16 protein-coding genes are annotated in these 15,962 nt (G+C 60.0%); 10 read left to right on the top strand and 6 right to left on the bottom strand.

Features of this window, described 5'->3' with window-relative positions:
* Positions 1 to 103: 103 nt before the first annotated feature.
* Entirely contained in the window at positions 104 to 1,558 is a 1,455-nt protein-coding gene (gene thiI, locus ACP7BX_RS19480) for a tRNA uracil 4-sulfurtransferase ThiI (RefSeq protein WP_033897709.1), read from the bottom strand.
* Positions 1,559 to 1,892: 334 nt separating this feature from the next.
* On the opposite strand from thiI, the gene glnA reads away from it, so the two are divergent.
* The 5 genes from glnA to ntrC all read left to right on the top strand — a co-directional run bounded on the left by glnA (position 1,893) and on the right by ntrC (position 7,273).
* On the top strand, positions 1,893 to 3,299 hold the full coding sequence (glnA, locus tag ACP7BX_RS19475; protein WP_016979133.1) for a type I glutamate--ammonia ligase: 1,407 nt from the start codon (positions 1,893 to 1,895) through the stop codon (positions 3,297 to 3,299).
* A 128-nt stretch (positions 3,300 to 3,427) separates the two neighbouring features.
* Complete coding sequence (locus ACP7BX_RS19470) at positions 3,428 to 3,964, top strand: chorismate mutase (RefSeq protein WP_426129430.1); 537 nt, start codon at positions 3,428 to 3,430, stop codon at positions 3,962 to 3,964.
* A gap of 77 nt (positions 3,965 to 4,041) precedes the next feature.
* Positions 4,042 to 4,467 (top strand): cupin domain-containing protein, encoded by a 426-nt coding sequence (locus ACP7BX_RS19465; RefSeq protein ID WP_426129432.1) that lies wholly within the window; start codon positions 4,042 to 4,044, stop codon positions 4,465 to 4,467.
* 287 nt (positions 4,468 to 4,754) lie between these two features.
* Entirely contained in the window at positions 4,755 to 5,840 is a 1,086-nt protein-coding gene (gene glnL / locus ACP7BX_RS19460; protein WP_016979130.1) for a nitrogen regulation protein NR(II), read from the top strand.
* On the top strand, positions 5,837 to 7,273 hold the full coding sequence (gene ntrC / locus ACP7BX_RS19455; RefSeq protein WP_071482613.1) for a nitrogen regulation protein NR(I): 1,437 nt from the start codon (positions 5,837 to 5,839) through the stop codon (positions 7,271 to 7,273). The genes glnL and ntrC overlap by 4 nt, the downstream gene beginning before the upstream one ends.
* Before the next feature lie 395 nt (positions 7,274 to 7,668).
* Here ntrC and ACP7BX_RS19450 read toward each other — a convergent pair whose 3' ends face one another.
* On the bottom strand, positions 7,669 to 8,109 hold the full coding sequence (locus ACP7BX_RS19450) for a hypothetical protein (RefSeq protein WP_426129435.1): 441 nt from the start codon (positions 8,107 to 8,109) through the stop codon (positions 7,669 to 7,671).
* Between ACP7BX_RS19450 and ACP7BX_RS19445 the strand changes: the two genes are divergently transcribed.
* A complete protein-coding gene (locus tag ACP7BX_RS19445; protein ID WP_426129437.1) occupies positions 8,108 to 8,563 on the top strand; it encodes a tRNA (cytidine(34)-2'-O)-methyltransferase in 456 nt (151 codons plus the stop codon). The two genes, ACP7BX_RS19450 and ACP7BX_RS19445, sit on opposite strands and share 2 nt — an antisense overlap.
* Before the next feature lie 121 nt (positions 8,564 to 8,684).
* On the opposite strand, the gene secB is transcribed toward ACP7BX_RS19445, so the two are convergent.
* The 3 genes from secB to ACP7BX_RS19430 are packed head-to-tail and all read right to left on the bottom strand — an operon-like array spanning position 8,685 to position 9,875.
* Entirely contained in the window at positions 8,685 to 9,164 is a 480-nt protein-coding gene (gene secB / locus ACP7BX_RS19440; protein WP_016979126.1) for a protein-export chaperone SecB, read from the bottom strand.
* A 41-nt stretch (positions 9,165 to 9,205) separates the two neighbouring features.
* Positions 9,206 to 9,460, bottom strand: a complete 255-nt coding sequence (gene grxC / locus ACP7BX_RS19435; protein WP_033896917.1) for a glutaredoxin 3 — start codon at positions 9,458 to 9,460, stop codon at positions 9,206 to 9,208.
* 1 nt (position 9,461) lies between these two features.
* Positions 9,462 to 9,875, bottom strand: a complete 414-nt coding sequence (locus ACP7BX_RS19430; protein ID WP_010213877.1) for a rhodanese-like domain-containing protein — start codon at positions 9,873 to 9,875, stop codon at positions 9,462 to 9,464.
* A gap of 151 nt (positions 9,876 to 10,026) precedes the next feature.
* Here ACP7BX_RS19430 and gpmI point away from each other — a divergent pair, with 151 nt between their 5' ends.
* Entirely contained in the window at positions 10,027 to 11,553 is a 1,527-nt protein-coding gene (gene gpmI / locus ACP7BX_RS19425; protein WP_426129439.1) for a 2,3-bisphosphoglycerate-independent phosphoglycerate mutase, read from the top strand.
* A gap of 215 nt (positions 11,554 to 11,768) precedes the next feature.
* On the opposite strand, the gene ACP7BX_RS19420 is transcribed toward gpmI, so the two are convergent.
* On the bottom strand, positions 11,769 to 12,281 hold the full coding sequence (locus ACP7BX_RS19420; RefSeq protein WP_426129441.1) for a PBECR2 nuclease fold domain-containing protein: 513 nt from the start codon (positions 12,279 to 12,281) through the stop codon (positions 11,769 to 11,771).
* Positions 12,282 to 12,524: 243 nt separating this feature from the next.
* On the opposite strand from ACP7BX_RS19420, the gene ACP7BX_RS19415 reads away from it, so the two are divergent.
* Genes ACP7BX_RS19415 through ACP7BX_RS19405 form a run of 3 tightly spaced genes read left to right on the top strand, consistent with a single transcriptional unit; the run spans position 12,525 to position 15,954 of the window.
* Entirely contained in the window at positions 12,525 to 13,820 is a 1,296-nt protein-coding gene (locus ACP7BX_RS19415) for a murein hydrolase activator EnvC family protein (RefSeq protein ID WP_177111986.1), read from the top strand.
* Between the two features lie 30 nt (positions 13,821 to 13,850).
* Positions 13,851 to 15,167: a S41 family peptidase gene (locus tag ACP7BX_RS19410; RefSeq protein ID WP_033896914.1), complete on the top strand. Its 1,317-nt coding sequence runs from the start codon at positions 13,851 to 13,853 to the stop codon at positions 15,165 to 15,167.
* Position 15,168: 1 nt separating this feature from the next.
* Positions 15,169 to 15,954 carry a divergent polysaccharide deacetylase family protein gene (locus tag ACP7BX_RS19405; protein WP_426129444.1) on the top strand — a complete coding sequence of 262 codons (786 nt, stop codon included), beginning with the start codon at positions 15,169 to 15,171 and terminating at the stop codon, positions 15,952 to 15,954.
* Positions 15,955 to 15,962: the final 8 nt, after the last annotated feature.

Raw genomic sequence — 15,962 nt, 5'->3', positions numbered from 1 at the left:
GGTCGTGGCAGCGATTAACAGTAGAGTCAGGCCTTGCCGTTACAGCTTGACGGCAGAGTCGGGGGGCCGGTGACGCAGGCCACAGGCAAACAGCCCCGGGCTCTTAGCTCGGTCGATAAACGCGCACATTGGCATGCCCCTCACTGAGCAAATGGTGGGCATGCAGGCGACTCATCACGCCTTTGTCGCAATACAGCAGGTACTGACGGCTGTTATCCAGTTCCTTGAAACGCGCGTTCAGTGCGTAGAACGGCAGCGTTTGCACGTCGATGCCAGCGATTTCCAGCGGCTCATCTTCAGCGGCATCCGGGTGACGGATGTCGATGACGATCTGGCCGGCCAGGGCTTCGCTGACTTCTTCGATCTTCACATCCTGGCCCAGTTCGTCGATCACGCGATCGATCGGGACCAGCTTGGCGTTCTCGAGCGCACGCTCCAGAATCGCCATGTCGAATTCTTTCTCTTCATGCTCCACGCGGTGACGCTTGGCGTGGGTCTTGGGATTCACCGAAATGACCCCGCAATACTCAGGCATGTGCTTGGCGAAGTCGGCGGTGCCGATTTCTTCTGCCAGGTCGATGATGTCCTGCTTGTGACTGGCGATCAGCGGGCGCAACACCAGCTTCTCGGTAACGCAGTCGATGATCGACAGGTTCGGCAGCGTCTGGCTGGACACCTGGGAGATCGCCTCACCGGTCACCAGCGCGTCGATCTGCAAGCGGTCGGCAATCTGCGACGCGGCGCGCAACATCATACGCTTCAATACCACGCCCATATGACCGTTATCGACTTTGCCGAGAATTTCGCCCAGCACTTCTTCGAACGGTACGCTCACAAATAGCACGCGTTGGGAGCTGCCGTACTTCTTCCAGATAAAGTGCGCGACTTCCATCACGCCCAATTCGTGTGCACGCCCGCCCAGATTAAAGAAGCAGAAGTGGCTCATCAGGCCACGGCGCATGATCTGGTAGGCCGCCACCGTGGAATCGAAACCGCCGGACATCAAGACCAGGGTCTGTTCCAGGGCGCCCAGCGGGTAGCCGCCGATACTGTTGTGCTGGCTGTGAATGACAAACAACCGTTGGTCGCGAATTTCCATGCGCACTTCAATTTGCGGCGCTTTCAGGGAAATTCCGGCGGCGCCGCACTCGCGACGCAACTTGCTGCCGACGTATTTTTCGACGTCCATGGAGCTGAAAGTGTGCTTGCCGGCACGCTTGCAGCGCACCGAAAAGATCTTGCCTTCCAGCTCGCTGCCGTAGTGCTGTTTGCACTTCTCGGTGATGTCGTCGAAGTCGCCCAGCGGGTACTCATCCACCTGCAGGAAATGCGCGATACCCGGCATGCAGCTCAGGCGCTCGGTCATGTCCTTCAAGGCTTTGGGCTCGGTGACACGGGTTTCCAGCTCGAGGTTGTCCCACACGCCGTTCACCACCACAGCCGGGTCCAGATCGCGGAGCACGGCACGGATGTTCTTGGCCAATTGACGGATGAAACGCGTCCGTACCGGTCGGCTTTTGATGGTGATCTCGGGGAAGACTTTTACGATTAATTTCATGGAAACAGCGCGCGCCGGGCCTGCTGAAAAAGGGGGGCGCGGATTATAGCGGAAATCGCTCAAGGTTTAACCAGTTAATATGCATCGCAAGCGCAACGCACTAAAGAGGTGCATTTGTATGCCTTTGCGCTACATTGCGGTGCGCTATTTTTGGGCTTTTGTCGCAATGCACCTTTATAGGGGCGTTTTTGGAGCAGAAAACCCATGTTGGCGCACTGGCATGCAATTTGCTCTCTTGTGAGGCAGGTTGCCATGGCGGACTATCCGCGCCGGCATCACCCACATTCTAAGGGCTAACTCCACTACCCCAGCCCGAAGCCACCCGGAGGACACTATGTCGAAGTCGGTTCAACTCATCAAAGATCATGACGTTAAATGGATTGATCTGCGCTTCACGGACACCAAAGGCACTCAGCACCACGTGACCATGCCGGCTCGCGACGCGCTGGATGAAGCTTTCTTCGAAGAAGGCAAAATGTTCGACGGTTCCTCCATCGCTGGCTGGAAAGGCATCGAAGCCTCCGACATGATCCTGATGCCGGACGACAGCACTGCCGTACTCGACCCGTTCACCGAAGAGCCGACTCTGATCCTGGTCTGCGACGTGATCGAGCCTTCGACCATGCAAGGCTACGACCGCGACCCACGTGCGATCGCCAAGCGTGCCGAGGAATACCTGAAGTCCACCGGTATCGGTGACACTGTATTCGTAGGCCCAGAGCCAGAATTCTTCATCTTCGACCAGGTTAAGTTCAAGTCCGACATCTCCGGCTCCATGTTCAAGATCTACTCCGAACAAGGCTCCTGGATGTCCGACCAGGACGTGGAAGGCGGCAACCATGGCCACCGTCCAGGTATCAAAGGTGGTTACTTCCCAGTTCCGCCGTTCGACCACGACCACGAAATCCGTACCTCCATGTGCAACGCCATGGAAGACATGGGCCTGGTCATCGAAGTGCACCACCACGAAGTGGCCACTGCCGGTCAGAACGAAATCGGTGTGAAGTTCAACACCCTGGTTGCCAAGGCTGACGAAGTACAGACCCTGAAGTACTGCGTACACAACACTGCAGTCGCTTACGGCCGTACCGCTACCTTCATGCCTAAGCCACTGTACGGCGATAACGGTTCGGGTATGCACGTTCACCTGTCCATCGCCAAAGATGGCAAGAACACCTTCGCTGGCGAAGGTTATGCCGGCCTGTCCGACACTGCCCTGTACTTCATCGGCGGTATCATCAAGCACGGTAAGGCCCTGAACGGCTTCACCAACCCGTCGACCAACTCCTACAAGCGTCTGGTCCCAGGTTTCGAAGCACCGGTAATGCTGGCCTACTCGGCGCGCAACCGTTCCGCTTCGATCCGTATTCCTTACGTGTCCAGCCCTCGCGCTCGCCGTATCGAAGCCCGCTTCCCGGATCCAGCAGCCAACCCATACCTGGCCTTCGCTGCCCTGGTCATGGCTGGCCTGGACGGTATCCAGAACAAGATCCACCCTGGCGACGCCGCCGACAAAAACTTGTACGACCTGCCGCCTGAAGAGGCCAAAGAGATCCCACAAGTGTGCGGCAGCCTGAAAGAAGCCCTGGAAGAGCTGGACAAGGGCCGTGCGTTCCTGACCAAAGGCGGCGTGTTCAGCGACGACTTCATCGACGCTTACATCGGCCTGAAAAGCGAAGAAGAAATCAAGGTTCGCACCTTCGTACACCCACTGGAATACGAGCTGTACTACAGCTGCTGATCCGGTAGCGCTATTTAACGTAGCGTGATGAAAAAGACCTCCTTCGGGAGGTCTTTTTTTGCCTGACATAAAAGCCTGACACCCTCACTATTGAGACCTCACCCAACTGCCCGACAAGGAAACCGACCTTGAACCTGCGAATCGCCTTTGCCCTGTTCTTGATCAGCGCCAATGCCTCTGCGGCGCCCGCCACGCTCGCCCCGCTGCTCAACAGCATCGCCGAACGCCTGGAGATCGCCGACCAGGTAGCCCTGAGCAAATGGGACAGCCACAAGCCTGTAGAGGACAAAAAGCGCGAACAAGAAGTGATCGCCAGCGTCGTCGCCCAAGCACCGAGCTACACATTGGCGCCTGCCGCCGTCGAGCAGTTTTTCGCGGCGCAGATCGAGGCGAACAAACTGGTGCAGTACACCCATCTGTCTGACTGGCAGTTTCAGGGCAAGGCGCCTGACGATCCGCGCCCGGACCTGGTGAAACAGATCCGCCCGCAGTTGGACGAACTGCAAAAACGCCTGCTGCAGCAATTGGCGGACTTCACCCCACAGCGCACCGACCCACAGTGCCCACAGTGGCTGGCCGAAGCCGTGCATGAGCCGCTGAACGATCCGTTGCGTCAACTGGCGATGATCCGTGCCACGGCGGAGCTCTGCGTTCGACCTACCTGATTTGAAGAACCGTCCTGCATCTTCACCTGGGCCGACAGCCATAGCCTGAGCGTTCACTCACTGAACAGGATGGAACCATGGACACCTTCAAGTGCTTGATTGCAGCAGCGATGGGTTTATCGTTGCTGGGCTGCGGCACGCAGGCAAAGGATGTGGCACAGATCGAGAAAGAGGTTTTGCTTGAACGCAGCGAGTCGTGGGATGGCACGCCCTACAAAGCCTACCCTTCCGGCCCGCCGCAGCTCACGCTGATACGCCTGAAGATCCCTGCGCGCACACAACTGCCCTGGCACACCCACCCCATGCCCAATGCCGCCTATATCGTTTCGGGTGAGTTGACCGTTGAAGCCCGCAGCAGCGGGGCTACACGCACCTTGAGGCAAGGCCAAACCCTGGCCGAGATGGTGGGCACCGAGCATCGCGGCGTCACCGGAGACACCCCGGTGGAGCTTCTGGTGTTTTACGCGGGAGCACCCGGCATGCCGCTGTCAGAGCAACACTGACCGCTGCGGATCGTTTTCACCTCATATAGAAAACGGTCCGCTCACCACTTCCTGAACAACCTTCACAAAACCGCACTATATTGGTGCGATAGGCTGCACCCTTCCCACCTGTCCAGCCCATTTTGGTTCGAAACTTCCCGAGCAAGCTGGCAGAACGCCACAGTTTCGCGCCTAAAACCCCCATTTCAGGGCTCGCACGCTTCTTTTCGGAGCCTTGGTTTGGTTTTTGCATTTTCCTTGTATCAGCGTGTGCCTCAAGCCCGCGCCTTGCTCCAAAAGAGGTCCTGATGACCATCAGCGATGCACTGCACCGTTTGCTACTCGACAACCTGACCACCGCGACCATCCTGCTCAATGACGACCTGCGTCTTGAGTACATGAACCCGGCGGCGGAGATGCTCCTGGCTATCAGCGGCCAGCGCAGCCATGGGCAGTTCATCAGCGAATTGTTCACCGAGTCGGCCGAAGCCTTGAGTTCGTTGCGCCAGGCGGTGGAGCAGGCACACCCGTTCACCAAGCGCGAGGCGATGCTCACGGCCCTTACCGGCCAGACGTTGACCGTCGACTACGCCGTGACCCCGATCCTGAGCAACGGCGCCACCCTGCTGCTGCTGGAAGTGCATCCCCGTGACCGCCTGCTGCGTATCACCAAGGAAGAAGCGCAGTTGTCCAAGCAGGAGACCAGCAAGATGCTGGTGCGCGGCCTGGCCCATGAGATCAAGAACCCACTCGGCGGCATCCGTGGCGCGGCGCAGTTGCTGGCCCGCGAGCTGCCGGACGAGAACCTCAAGGACTACACCAACGTCATCATCGAGGAGGCCGACCGCCTGCGTAACCTGGTGGACCGCATGCTCGGCTCCAACAAGCTGCCGTCGCTGGCGATGACCAACGTGCACGAAGTGCTGGAGCGTGTCTGCCAACTGGTCGAGGCCGAAAGCCAGGGCTGCATCACCTTGGTGCGCGACTATGACCCGAGTATTCCGGATGTACTGATCGACCGTGAACAGATGATCCAGGCGGTGCTCAATATCGTACGCAACGCCATGCAGGCCATCAGCAGCCAGAACGAGCTGCGCCTGGGCCGCATCAGCCTGCGCACCCGCGCCCTGCGCCAGTTCACCATCGGCCACGTGCGCCATCGCCTGGTGACCAAGGTCGAGATCATCGACAACGGTCCGGGCATTCCTGCGGAACTCCAGGAAACCATTTTCTTTCCCATGGTCAGCGGCCGCCCGGACGGTACCGGGCTGGGCCTGGCCATTACCCAGAACATCATCAGCCAGCATCAGGGCCTGATCGAATGTGAGAGCCATCCTGGCCACACCACCTTCTCGATCTTTCTGCCACTGGAACAAGGAGCCCCATCGACATGAGCCGTAGTGAAACTGTCTGGATCGTCGATGACGACCGTTCTATCCGCTGGGTCCTCGAGAAAGCCTTGCAACAGGAAGGCATGACCACCCAGAGCTTCGACAGCGCCGACGGGGTGATGAGCCGCCTGGCGCGCCAGCAGCCCGACGTGATCATCTCCGACATCCGCATGCCCGGCGCCAGTGGCCTGGACCTGCTGGCGCGCATCCGCGAACAGCACCCGCGCTTGCCAGTGATCATCATGACCGCGCACTCGGACCTGGACAGCGCTGTCGCGTCCTATCAGGGCGGCGCCTTTGAATACCTGCCCAAGCCGTTCGACGTGGACGAGGCGGTGGCGCTGGTCAAGCGCGCCAACCAGCACGCCCAGGAACAGCAGAGCCAGGAAGCTCCACCCACACTGACCCGCACCCCGGAAATCATCGGTGAAGCGCCGGCGATGCAGGAAGTGTTTCGCGCCATCGGGCGCTTGAGCCATTCCAACATCACCGTGCTGATCAACGGCGAATCGGGTACCGGTAAAGAGCTGGTGGCCCACGCCCTGCACCGCCACAGCCCACGGGCGGCCTCGCCGTTTATCGCGCTGAACATGGCGGCTATCCCGAAGGACCTGATGGAGTCCGAGCTGTTCGGCCACGAAAAAGGCGCGTTCACCGGCGCGGCCAACCTGCGTCGTGGGCGTTTTGAGCAGGCCGACGGCGGCACCTTGTTCCTCGATGAAATCGGCGACATGCCGGCCGATACCCAAACCCGCCTGCTGCGCGTGCTGGCGGATGGTGAGTTCTATCGGGTGGGTGGGCACACACCGGTCAAGGTCGACGTGCGCATCATCGCGGCAACCCACCAGAACCTGGAAACCCTGGTTCACGCCGGTAAATTCCGTGAGGACTTGTTCCACCGCCTTAACGTGATCCGCATTCACATTCCACGGATGTCGGACCGTCGCGAAGACATTCCCACCCTGGCCCGCCATTTCCTCAGCCGCGCCGCTCAGGAGCTGGCCGTCGAGCCGAAGCTGCTGAAAAGCGAAACCGAGGAATACCTGAAGAACCTGCCGTGGCCCGGCAACGTGCGCCAGCTGGAGAACACGTGCCGCTGGATCACGGTGATGGCGTCCGGGCGCGAAGTGCACATCAGCGACCTGCCGCCGGAGCTGCTGAGCCTGCCACAGGATTCGGCGCCGGTGACCAACTGGGAGCAGGCCCTGCGGCAATGGGCCGACCAGGCCCTGGCACGCGGCCAGTCGAACCTGCTGGACAGTGCCGTGCCGGCGTTCGAGCGGATCATGATCGAAACCGCCCTGAAGCACACCGCCGGTCGCCGTCGCGATGCCGCCGTGTTGCTGGGCTGGGGCCGCAATACCCTGACTCGCAAGATCAAGGAGCTGGGGATGAAGGTCGATGGTGGTGACGATGATGAAGGCGATGAAGGCTAAAGGTGCACCGCTTCAATGCACCATGAACCGGCATTGGGCATGGATCCAACCTATGAGACTTCGGCCTCACTGATAAAAATCTAAAAGCCAAAAACACCAAAGCCCCGTATTCCGGGGCTTTGCGCTTTCTGGAGAAATTTTTTGGCACACTTTGCCGACTCTGGCACGCGCCCTGCAATAACCCCTGTACTACCCAGTTTCGGGGACCTTGGTACAGGCAGGCCGAGAATCCCCTCTTTACACCCGGAGTGCTTGATGCGAATCGCGTCGCGCTCCACACCGCTTTGGGGAACCTCGGTACAGGCAGGCCGGGGATTCCCTCTTTAACACCGAAGCTTTAAAAGCTTCACCCCGTTTTGGGAGCCCTGGTACAGGCAGGCCGGGAACTCCCTCTTTTATTGCTCTTGGAGATGGATCTCCAGCCGCCAGCGGCCTTCAGCTTTCTCCCCTTTCCATTCCCCACGCAACGGCCGAGCCGCCACCAGGTTCAGTAACAGGCCGCCATCGGTCTTGCGCACGCGCCAGTTCACATCCTTGTCATTGATCTTGAGTTGCCCACTGGCAGCCTTGCCTTGCGCGTCGAACAGCAGCGCCACGGTGCCGTCGATATGCTCGCCGTGCAGCTTGGGTTCGCTGTTGAACCACACCACTACGCCGTCCGCTGCGGTCTCGACCTGTTGCAACTCGACTGGGTCTGGCGTGGTCAGACGGCCGATCATCAGGCCCACCATCAAGCCAACAATTGCCAAAGAGCCCATGACCCGTGGCATTAGCTTCGGTCTTGGGTCCTCTTCGGGGGTAGAATGCAGCGCATCTTTACCTTCGGAGCCGTGCATGTTTCACGTCATCCTTTTTCAACCAGAAATTCCGCCGAATACCGGCAACGTTATCAGGCTGTGCGCCAACAGTGGCTGCCACCTGCATTTGATCGAGCCTTTGGGCTTCGACATGGACGACAAGCGCCTGCGCCGTGCCGGGCTGGACTACCATGAGTACGCCACGCTCCAGCGCCACGCAGACCTGGCCAGCTGCCTGGAAAGCCTGGGCCACCCACGGTTGTTCGCGTTCACCACCAAGGGCTCACAGCCGTTCCATGATGTCAGCTTTACCGAAGGTGACGCCTTCCTGTTCGGCCCGGAAAGCCGGGGCCTGCCGGCGGAGGTGCTTGACGCGCTGCCCGACGGTCATCGCCTGCGCTTGCCGATGCGCGAGGGCTGCCGCAGCTTGAACCTGTCGAACACCGTTGCCGTCGCCGTTTACGAAGGCTGGCGCCAACTCGGCTTCAAATAACACCGCAAAACAAATGTGGGAGCGGGCTTGCTCGCGAAAGCGGTGTGTCAGTCGCTGAAGATATCGACTGAAGTACCGCATTCGCGAGCAAGCCCGCTCCCACATTTTTTACCGCGTCGACTTATTGAACGGTCGACGAACCTTCACTTTGCATGCGCTGCAGCTCTTGAGCGTACAGGGCATCGAAGTTCACCGGAGCCAGCATCAGCGCCGGGAACGAGCCACGGGTGACCAGGCTGTCCAGGGTCTCGCGGGCATACGGGAACAGGATGTTCGGGCAGAACGCGCCCAGGGTGTGGCTCATGGACGCTTCGTCCAGGCCCTGGATCAGGAAGATACCGGCCTGTTGCACTTCAGCGATGAAGGCCACTTCTTCGCCGTTCTTGACGGTCACGGAGAGGGTCAGCACCACTTCGTGGAAGTCACCTTCCAGAGCTTTTTGGCGGGTGTTCAGGTCCAGCGCGACGCTTGGGGTCCATTCCTGGCGGAAGATGGCCGGGCTTTTCGGCGCTTCGAACGACAGGTCACGCACGTAGATGCGCTGCAGCGAGAACTGTGGCGCTTGGGCTTCTGCAGCTTCGGTGTTCTGTTGGTCAGTCATCGCAGATCCTTGTGATCTTGGGGTCTTTTAGGGTTTAGGAGTCAGACGAGCAGCAGCGCATCGAGTTTACCGGCGCGCTCAAGGGCGAACAGGTCGTCGCAACCACCGATGTGCCTGGCGCCGATCCAGATCTGCGGCACGGACGTGCGCCCCGCCTTCTGGGCCATTTCGGCGCGCACCTGAGGTTTGCCGTCGACCTTGATTTCTTCGAAGGCAACGCCCTTTTTCTCAAGCAGGGCCTTGGCCCGCATGCAGTAAGGGCACCAATCGCTGGAATACACGACAACCTGGCTCATATCACTTCACCAGCGGCAGGTTATCGGCGCGCCAGCTGCTGATGCCACCGGACAGCTTGGCCGCGGTGAAACCGGTCTTGAGCATTTCGCGAGCGTGGGTGCCGGCGTGCTGGCCTTGGGCGTCGACCAGGATGATGGTCTTGGCCTTGTGCTTTTCCAGCTCGGCCAGGCGCGCGATCAGCTTGTCCTGCGGAATGTTCAGGGCACCGACGATGTGGCCGGTGGCGAAATCCTTGGCTGGGCGGATGTCCACGACAACGGCCTCGTCCTTGTTGACCAGCGCGGTCAGCTCCGCCGTGCTCAGGCTGCGGCCACCGCGGCTCAATTCGTGAGCGATCAGCAGCGCCAGCAGAATGACGAAGGCACCCACAAGCAGATAGTGGGCAGTGGCAAATGCAATCAGGTGATCAACCATCAAGGAGGTTCCAGGGCGTTAAAATGGCGGTAAGTATACACAGCCGTCAGGGGGGGCCAACCCCCGTAAAGCGGTGACGTGGTCGGAACTTCGCTTTAAACTGCCACTCCCTTTTCAATTGTCTTCCTTTATTACCGCCGCGAGAGGATCTATGACTACTACGCCTAAACCTTTGGTCCTGATAATTCTCGATGGCTTCGGACACAGTGAAAGCCACCACGACAACGCGGTATACGCGGCCAAGAAGCCGGTACTCGACCGCCTGACCACTACTGTACCCAACGGCCTTATCTCCGGCTCGGGCATGGACGTAGGCCTGCCGGACGGCCAGATGGGCAACTCGGAAGTCGGCCACATGAACCTCGGCGCCGGACGAGTGGTATACCAAGACTTCACACGCGTGACCAAAGCGATCCGCGATGGCGAGTTCTTCGAGAACCCGACCATCTGCGCCGCGGTAGATAAAGCAGTGGCGGCTGGCAAGGCCGTGCACTTCATGGGCCTGCTGTCCGATGGCGGCGTCCACAGCCACCAGGACCATCTGGTGGCCATGGCCGAACTGGCCTTCAAGCGCGGCGCCGACAAGATCTACCTGCACGCCTTCCTCGACGGCCGCGACACCCCGCCGAAAAGCGCGCAGTCGTCCATCGAACTGCTCGACGCCACCTTCGCAGCGCTGGGCAAAGGCCGCATCGCCAGCCTGGTGGGCCGTTACTTCGCCATGGACCGTGACAATCGTTGGGACCGCGTCTCCCAGGCCTACAACCTGATCGTCGACGGCCAGGCCGAGTTCCACGCCGCCACCGCCCAGGAAGGCCTCGAAGCCGCCTACGCCCGTGGCGAGAGCGACGAGTTCGTCAAGGCCACCACCATCGGTGAGCCGGTGAAGGTAGAAGACGGCGACGCCGTGGTGTTCATGAACTTCCGCGCCGACCGCGCCCGCGAGCTGAGCCGTGTGTTTGTCGAGGACGGTTTCAAGGAATTCGAACGCGCCCGCCAGCCGAAAGTGCAGTACGTGGGCCTGACCCAGTACGCCGCCAGCATCCCGGCCCCCGCCGCTTTTGCAGCAGGCACGCTGGATAACGTGTTGGGCGACTACCTGGCGAAAAACGGCAAGACCCAGTTGCGCATTGCCGAAACCGAAAAGTACGCCCACGTGACCTTCTTCTTCTCCGGCGGCCGCGAAGAGCCGTTCCCAGGCGAAGAACGCATCCTGATCCCATCGCCAAAGGTCGCCACCTACGACCTGCAGCCGGAAATGAGCGCACCGGAAGTCACCGACAAGATCGTCGACGCCATTGAACACCAGCGTTACGACGTGATCGTGGTCAACTATGCCAACGGCGACATGGTCGGTCACAGCGGCAACCTGGAAGCCGCGACCAAGGCCGTGGAATGCCTGGACCTGTGCGTCGGCCGTATCGTCGATGCCCTTGAAAAGGTCGGCGGCGAAGCGCTGATCACCGCCGACCACGGCAACTGCGAGCAGATGTCCGACGAATCCACCGGCCAGGCCCACACCGCCCACACCACCGAGCCAGTGCCGTTCATCTATGTCGGCAAGCGTGATTTCAAGGTGCGTGATGGCGGCGTGCTAGCGGATGTGGCGCCGACTATGCTGATGCTGATGGGGTTGGAGAAGCCGGTGGAGATGACTGGCACCTCAATCCTGGTCTGAAATATTTCAGGGGTTGCTCAATGCGAGCAGCCCGTCAATAATAGACCTGAGCGCGAAACCAGTTGCCTCCAGCGGCGATAACTGGCGTAGGAACCCCGTCGATGGCTGGACATCAGCGTAGGGTGAGACCTCCACACCCCCGCTTGAGGGTGTGTATATGAATATCAAGCACGTCATTTAGGGCAGTTCTCTCGAACTGCCCTTTTTTTTGCCTGCTATAAAAGTTGGTAGCGCCTGTAGATCAGTTCGCCATGACGGTGCTTGTTCAAGGCCTTGGCATCGGTCTGCATGAAATTCCACAGCAGATTGCCTGCCTGGATATTCACAACTACCAGCATTTGCCGTTTGGTTTCATAAGCGCCAATGAAGGCCAAACGAGTCGAGCCATCACTGTAAGCGACACGCCAAATTTCCAGAGGCCCGGTCAGTGTATCCAGCGCGAACTTTACATATCGCTCTCTGGCATCTTGTCGCTTTTCAACTATGTGCCGCAGGGTTACACGCCGGATCAACACTTCTCCCAACGGAGAAACGATACGAATTTCTGAGGACGCTGAATCGGCAAATCCCAAGTTGGAAGCCACGACTTCAACAGCATCAGCAATGTCCTTGCCTGTCGTCACTTCCTCAAGCGAACAGGACCGAAGAGCCCGGTCGAGGCTACGCAAGTCGGGCAAGCCGTGATCAAGCCAAGTTTTCTGGCCTTTGAGTTCATGAATACGGGGCATTACCGATCTGGCCGACTACCTTATGTGCGGGTTCGAGAGTCTATTCCCAGAACCAAAACTCCGTTCAAGCGGAGCGTTTCAAGGCGTTTCGTCGATTTTGTTTAAACCCTTAAACCAACCGATTAAATCGCCCTGAACGGCTTTTTATGACGAACGCCTCAAAGCAGTTGGCTTTGAGGCGTTTTTTTTGCTGCGCTTGGCGGGCATACTAGGCCGTCCATTTCCCTGGTGTCGCCCGCCTCTATGCTTCGCGCCTTGATTACCCTTGCTCTTGTCTGCCTGCTCCAACCGGCGTTTGCCGATGAGCGCGCACAAACCCAACAACAGTTGGACGCTACGCGTCAGGACATTACCGAGCTGAAAAAACTGCTCGGCAAGCTCCAGGAAGAGAAATCCGGGGTGCAGAAAGACCTGCGCGGCACGGAAACCGAGATGGGCAAGCTGGAGAAGCAGGTCCAGGAGCTGCAAAAAGAATTAAAGAAGAGCGAGTCGGAACTGGAGCGACTCGACGCTGAGAAAAAAAAACTCCAGAGCGCACGCGTTGAACAACAACGCCTGATCGCGATCCAGGCCCGTGCCGCCTACCAGAACGGCCGCCAGGAATACCTCAAGTTGCTGCTCAACCAGCAAAACCCCGAGAAATTCGCGCGCACCCTGACCTACTACGACTATCTGAGCAAGGCGCGCCTGGAGCAGCTTAAAAGCTTCAATGAGACCCTGCGCCAGTTGGTCAACGTCGAGCAGGAGATCGCCAACCAGCAATCCCAGCTGCAAGACCAGAAAGTCGCCCTCGACACTCAGCGCAACGAATTGGACAAGGTCCGCAAGGAACGCCAACTGGCCTTGGCCAAACTCAATGATGACGTAAAGGCCCGTGACGCCAAGCTGCAGGCCCGTGAGCAGGACCAGGCCGACCTGGCCAAGGTGCTCAAGACCATCGAAGAAACCCTGGCCCGCCAGGCACGTGAGGCCGAAGAAGCGCGGCAGAAAGCGCTGATCGCCCAGCAGGAAGCCGAAAAAAAGCGCCAGCGTGAGGCCGAACTGGCTGCCACCTCGGACGCGCCGGCACCGCGTAAACCGGCGCGTGCAGCGCCTGGCCCGCTGGTTTCCAGCGCCGGTGAGAACTTCGGCGGCCCTTTTGCTTCAGCCCGCGGCAAACTTCCATGGCCCGTTGATGGTCGATTACTGGCACGCTTTGGGGAAACCCGTGGCGATGACACCCGCGCGAAGTGGGATGGCGTGATGATCAGCGCCTCCGCCGGCAGCCAGGTGCACGCCGTCCACGGTGGGCGCGTGGTGTTTGCCGATTGGCTGCGCGGCGCCGGTTTGTTGGTGATTCTTGACCACGGTAATGGCTATTTGAGCCTTTACGGCCACAATCAGACTTTACTCAAGTCGGCAGGTGATGTTGTAAAAGCCGGTGAATCCATCTCCACTGTCGGTAACAGTGGTGGCCAGGACACCCCGGCGCTGTACTTCGCTATTCGTCAGCAGGGTCGCCCGAGCGATCCTGCACAATGGTGCCGTTCCCAAGGATAGGGCTGCATCTACATTAGGAGTTCGTTCGACATGCTGCATTTGTCCCGCCTCACTTCGCTGGCCCTGACGATCGCCCTGGTGATCGGCGCGCCTCTGGCATTTGCCGACCAGGCCGCTCCGGCGGCACCTGCTGCCTCGGCCGCGACCACCAAGGCGCCGTTGCCGCTGGACGAACTGCGCACCTTTGCCGAGGTCATGGACCGGATCAAAGCCGCGTATGTCGAACCCGTAGATGACAAGACCCTGCTGGAAAATGCCATCAAGGGCATGCTCAGCAACCTCGACCCGCACTCCGCCTACCTGGGCCCGGAAGACTTCGCCGAGCTGCAGGAAAGCACCAGCGGTGAGTTCGGCGGGCTGGGCATCGAAGTGGGCTCCGAAGACGGCAACGTCAAGGTGGTCTCGCCGATTGATGACACCCCGGCGTCCAAGGCCGGCATCCAGGCCGGCGACTTCATCGTGAAGATCAACGGCCAGCCGACCCGTGGCCAGACCATGACCGAAGCCGTCGACAAGATGCGCGGCAAGATCGGCCAGAAAATCACACTGACCCTGGTACGCGACGGCGGCAACCCGTTCGATGTGACGCTGACCCGCGCGACCATCGTGGTCAAGAGCGTGAAGAGCCAGCTGCTGGAGTCGGGCTACGGCTACATCCGCATCACCCAGTTCCAGGTCAAGACCGGCGACGAAGTGGCCAAGGCCCTGGCCAAGCTGCGCAAGGACAACGGCAAGAAGCTCAACGGCATCGTGCTCGACCTGCGCAACAACCCAGGCGGCGTGCTGCAGTCGGCGGTGGAAGTGGTCGACCACTTCATCACCAAGGGCCTGATCGTCTACACCAAGGGCCGTATCGCCAACTCCGAGCTGCGCTTCTCGGCCACCGGCAACGACCTCAGCGAAAACGTGCCCCTGGCCGTGCTGATCAACGGCGGCAGCGCCTCGGCCTCGGAGATCGTCGCCGGCGCCCTGCAAGACCAGAAACGCGGTGTATTGATGGGCACCACCAGCTTTGGCAAAGGCTCGGTGCAAACCGTGCTGCCGCTGAACAACGACCGTGCGCTGAAGATCACCACCGCGTTGTACTACACGCCGAATGGCCGTTCGATCCAGGCCCAGGGCATCGTGCCGGACATCGAGGTGCGCAAGGCCAAGATCACCAACGAGATCGACAGCGAGTATTACAAAGAGGCCGACCTGCAAGGTCACCTGGGCAATGGCAACGGCGGCGCCGACCAGCCAACCGGCAGCAGCAAGAAAGCCAAGCCGATGCCGCAGGACGACGATTACCAGTTGGCCCAGGCGCTGAGCCTGCTCAAGGGCCTGAGCATCACGCGCAGCCGTTGATATGCGTTTTGCCCTGATCATCGCTGTGCTGTGCAGCCTGGCTGGAGTCGCCCACGCGACCCCGGCCAGCGAGCCATCCAAAGCCTACCTGACCCTCATCATCGACGACCTCGGGCAAAACCTGCCCCGGGATCGTCGTGTGCTGGCCCTGCCTGGGCCGGTGACCACGGCCATCATGCCCGACACGCCCCACGCCGCCGAATTCGCCCGCGAAGCCCACAAGGCTGGCAAGATCGTGATCCTGCACATGCCCATGGACCCGGCCACCGGCCCGTTCGCCTGGCACCCCGAGCTGCCTATCGAAGAACTCGGCAAGCGCCTGGACGCGGCGTTCAAGGCCGTGCCCTACACCGCCGGCATCAACAACCACATGGGCAGCCGCATGACTGCGCAACCCGCCGCCATGGCCTGGTTGATGGCTGAACTGCAACGGCGCAACAAGTTTTTTATCGACAGCCGCACCAGCGCGCAAACTGTGGCGGCGGCCGAGGCCCAGAAGATTGGCCTGGCCCATGTTTCACGGGATGTATTCCTGGATGACGAGCGCACTGAAGCGGCAATCACCACGCAGTTGCAAACCGCGATCAAGTTGGCCCACAAGCAGGGTTCAGCGGTGATGATCGGCCACCCGTATCCGCAGACGTTGGCGGTGCTGGAGCGCGAACTGCCCAAGCTCAAGGCTCAAGGTGTCGATTGGATCGATATCAAGCTGATGATCAGTGTGCGCAGTAATCAAGCGATGGCCGGGCATGGCAAGGGCGGCATCTACCGGCCCGCCACTAGATAAATACCACT

Origin of the sequence: Pseudomonas sp. DWP3-1-3b3 (assembly GCF_049896305.1) — a bacterium.
Lineage (GTDB): Bacteria > Pseudomonadota > Gammaproteobacteria > Pseudomonadales > Pseudomonadaceae > Aquipseudomonas > Aquipseudomonas azotoformans_A.
This window is presented reverse-complemented; position numbering and strand designations above follow the sequence as displayed.

What these genes read in the sequence shown, in the direction of transcription:
- ACP7BX_RS19405 (WP_426129444.1), top strand. Translation starts at nt 15,169, where the DNA reads ATGCGTTTTGCCCTGATCATCGCTGTGCTGTGCAGCCTGGCTGGAGTC.
- ACP7BX_RS19465 (WP_426129432.1), top strand. Translation starts at nt 4,042, where the DNA reads ATGGACACCTTCAAGTGCTTGATTGCAGCAGCGATGGGTTTATCGTTG.
- thiI (WP_033897709.1), bottom strand. Translation starts at nt 1,558, where the DNA reads ATGAAATTAATCGTAAAAGTCTTCCCCGAGATCACCATCAAAAGCCGA.
- ACP7BX_RS19420 (WP_426129441.1), bottom strand. Translation starts at nt 12,281, where the DNA reads ATGCCCCGTATTCATGAACTCAAAGGCCAGAAAACTTGGCTTGATCAC.
- glnL (WP_016979130.1), top strand. Translation starts at nt 4,755, where the DNA reads ATGACCATCAGCGATGCACTGCACCGTTTGCTACTCGACAACCTGACC.
- ACP7BX_RS19410 (WP_033896914.1), top strand. Translation starts at nt 13,851, where the DNA reads ATGCTGCATTTGTCCCGCCTCACTTCGCTGGCCCTGACGATCGCCCTG.
- grxC (WP_033896917.1), bottom strand. Translation starts at nt 9,460, where the DNA reads ATGAGCCAGGTTGTCGTGTATTCCAGCGATTGGTGCCCTTACTGCATG.
- ntrC (WP_071482613.1), top strand. Translation starts at nt 5,837, where the DNA reads ATGAGCCGTAGTGAAACTGTCTGGATCGTCGATGACGACCGTTCTATC.
- ACP7BX_RS19430 (WP_010213877.1), bottom strand. Translation starts at nt 9,875, where the DNA reads ATGGTTGATCACCTGATTGCATTTGCCACTGCCCACTATCTGCTTGTG.
- ACP7BX_RS19450 (WP_426129435.1), bottom strand. Translation starts at nt 8,109, where the DNA reads ATGCACGGCTCCGAAGGTAAAGATGCGCTGCATTCTACCCCCGAAGAG.
- secB (WP_016979126.1), bottom strand. Translation starts at nt 9,164, where the DNA reads ATGACTGACCAACAGAACACCGAAGCTGCAGAAGCCCAAGCGCCACAG.
- glnA (WP_016979133.1), top strand. Translation starts at nt 1,893, where the DNA reads ATGTCGAAGTCGGTTCAACTCATCAAAGATCATGACGTTAAATGGATT.
- ACP7BX_RS19445 (WP_426129437.1), top strand. Translation starts at nt 8,108, where the DNA reads ATGTTTCACGTCATCCTTTTTCAACCAGAAATTCCGCCGAATACCGGC.
- ACP7BX_RS19415 (WP_177111986.1), top strand. Translation starts at nt 12,525, where the DNA reads ATGCTTCGCGCCTTGATTACCCTTGCTCTTGTCTGCCTGCTCCAACCG.
- gpmI (WP_426129439.1), top strand. Translation starts at nt 10,027, where the DNA reads ATGACTACTACGCCTAAACCTTTGGTCCTGATAATTCTCGATGGCTTC.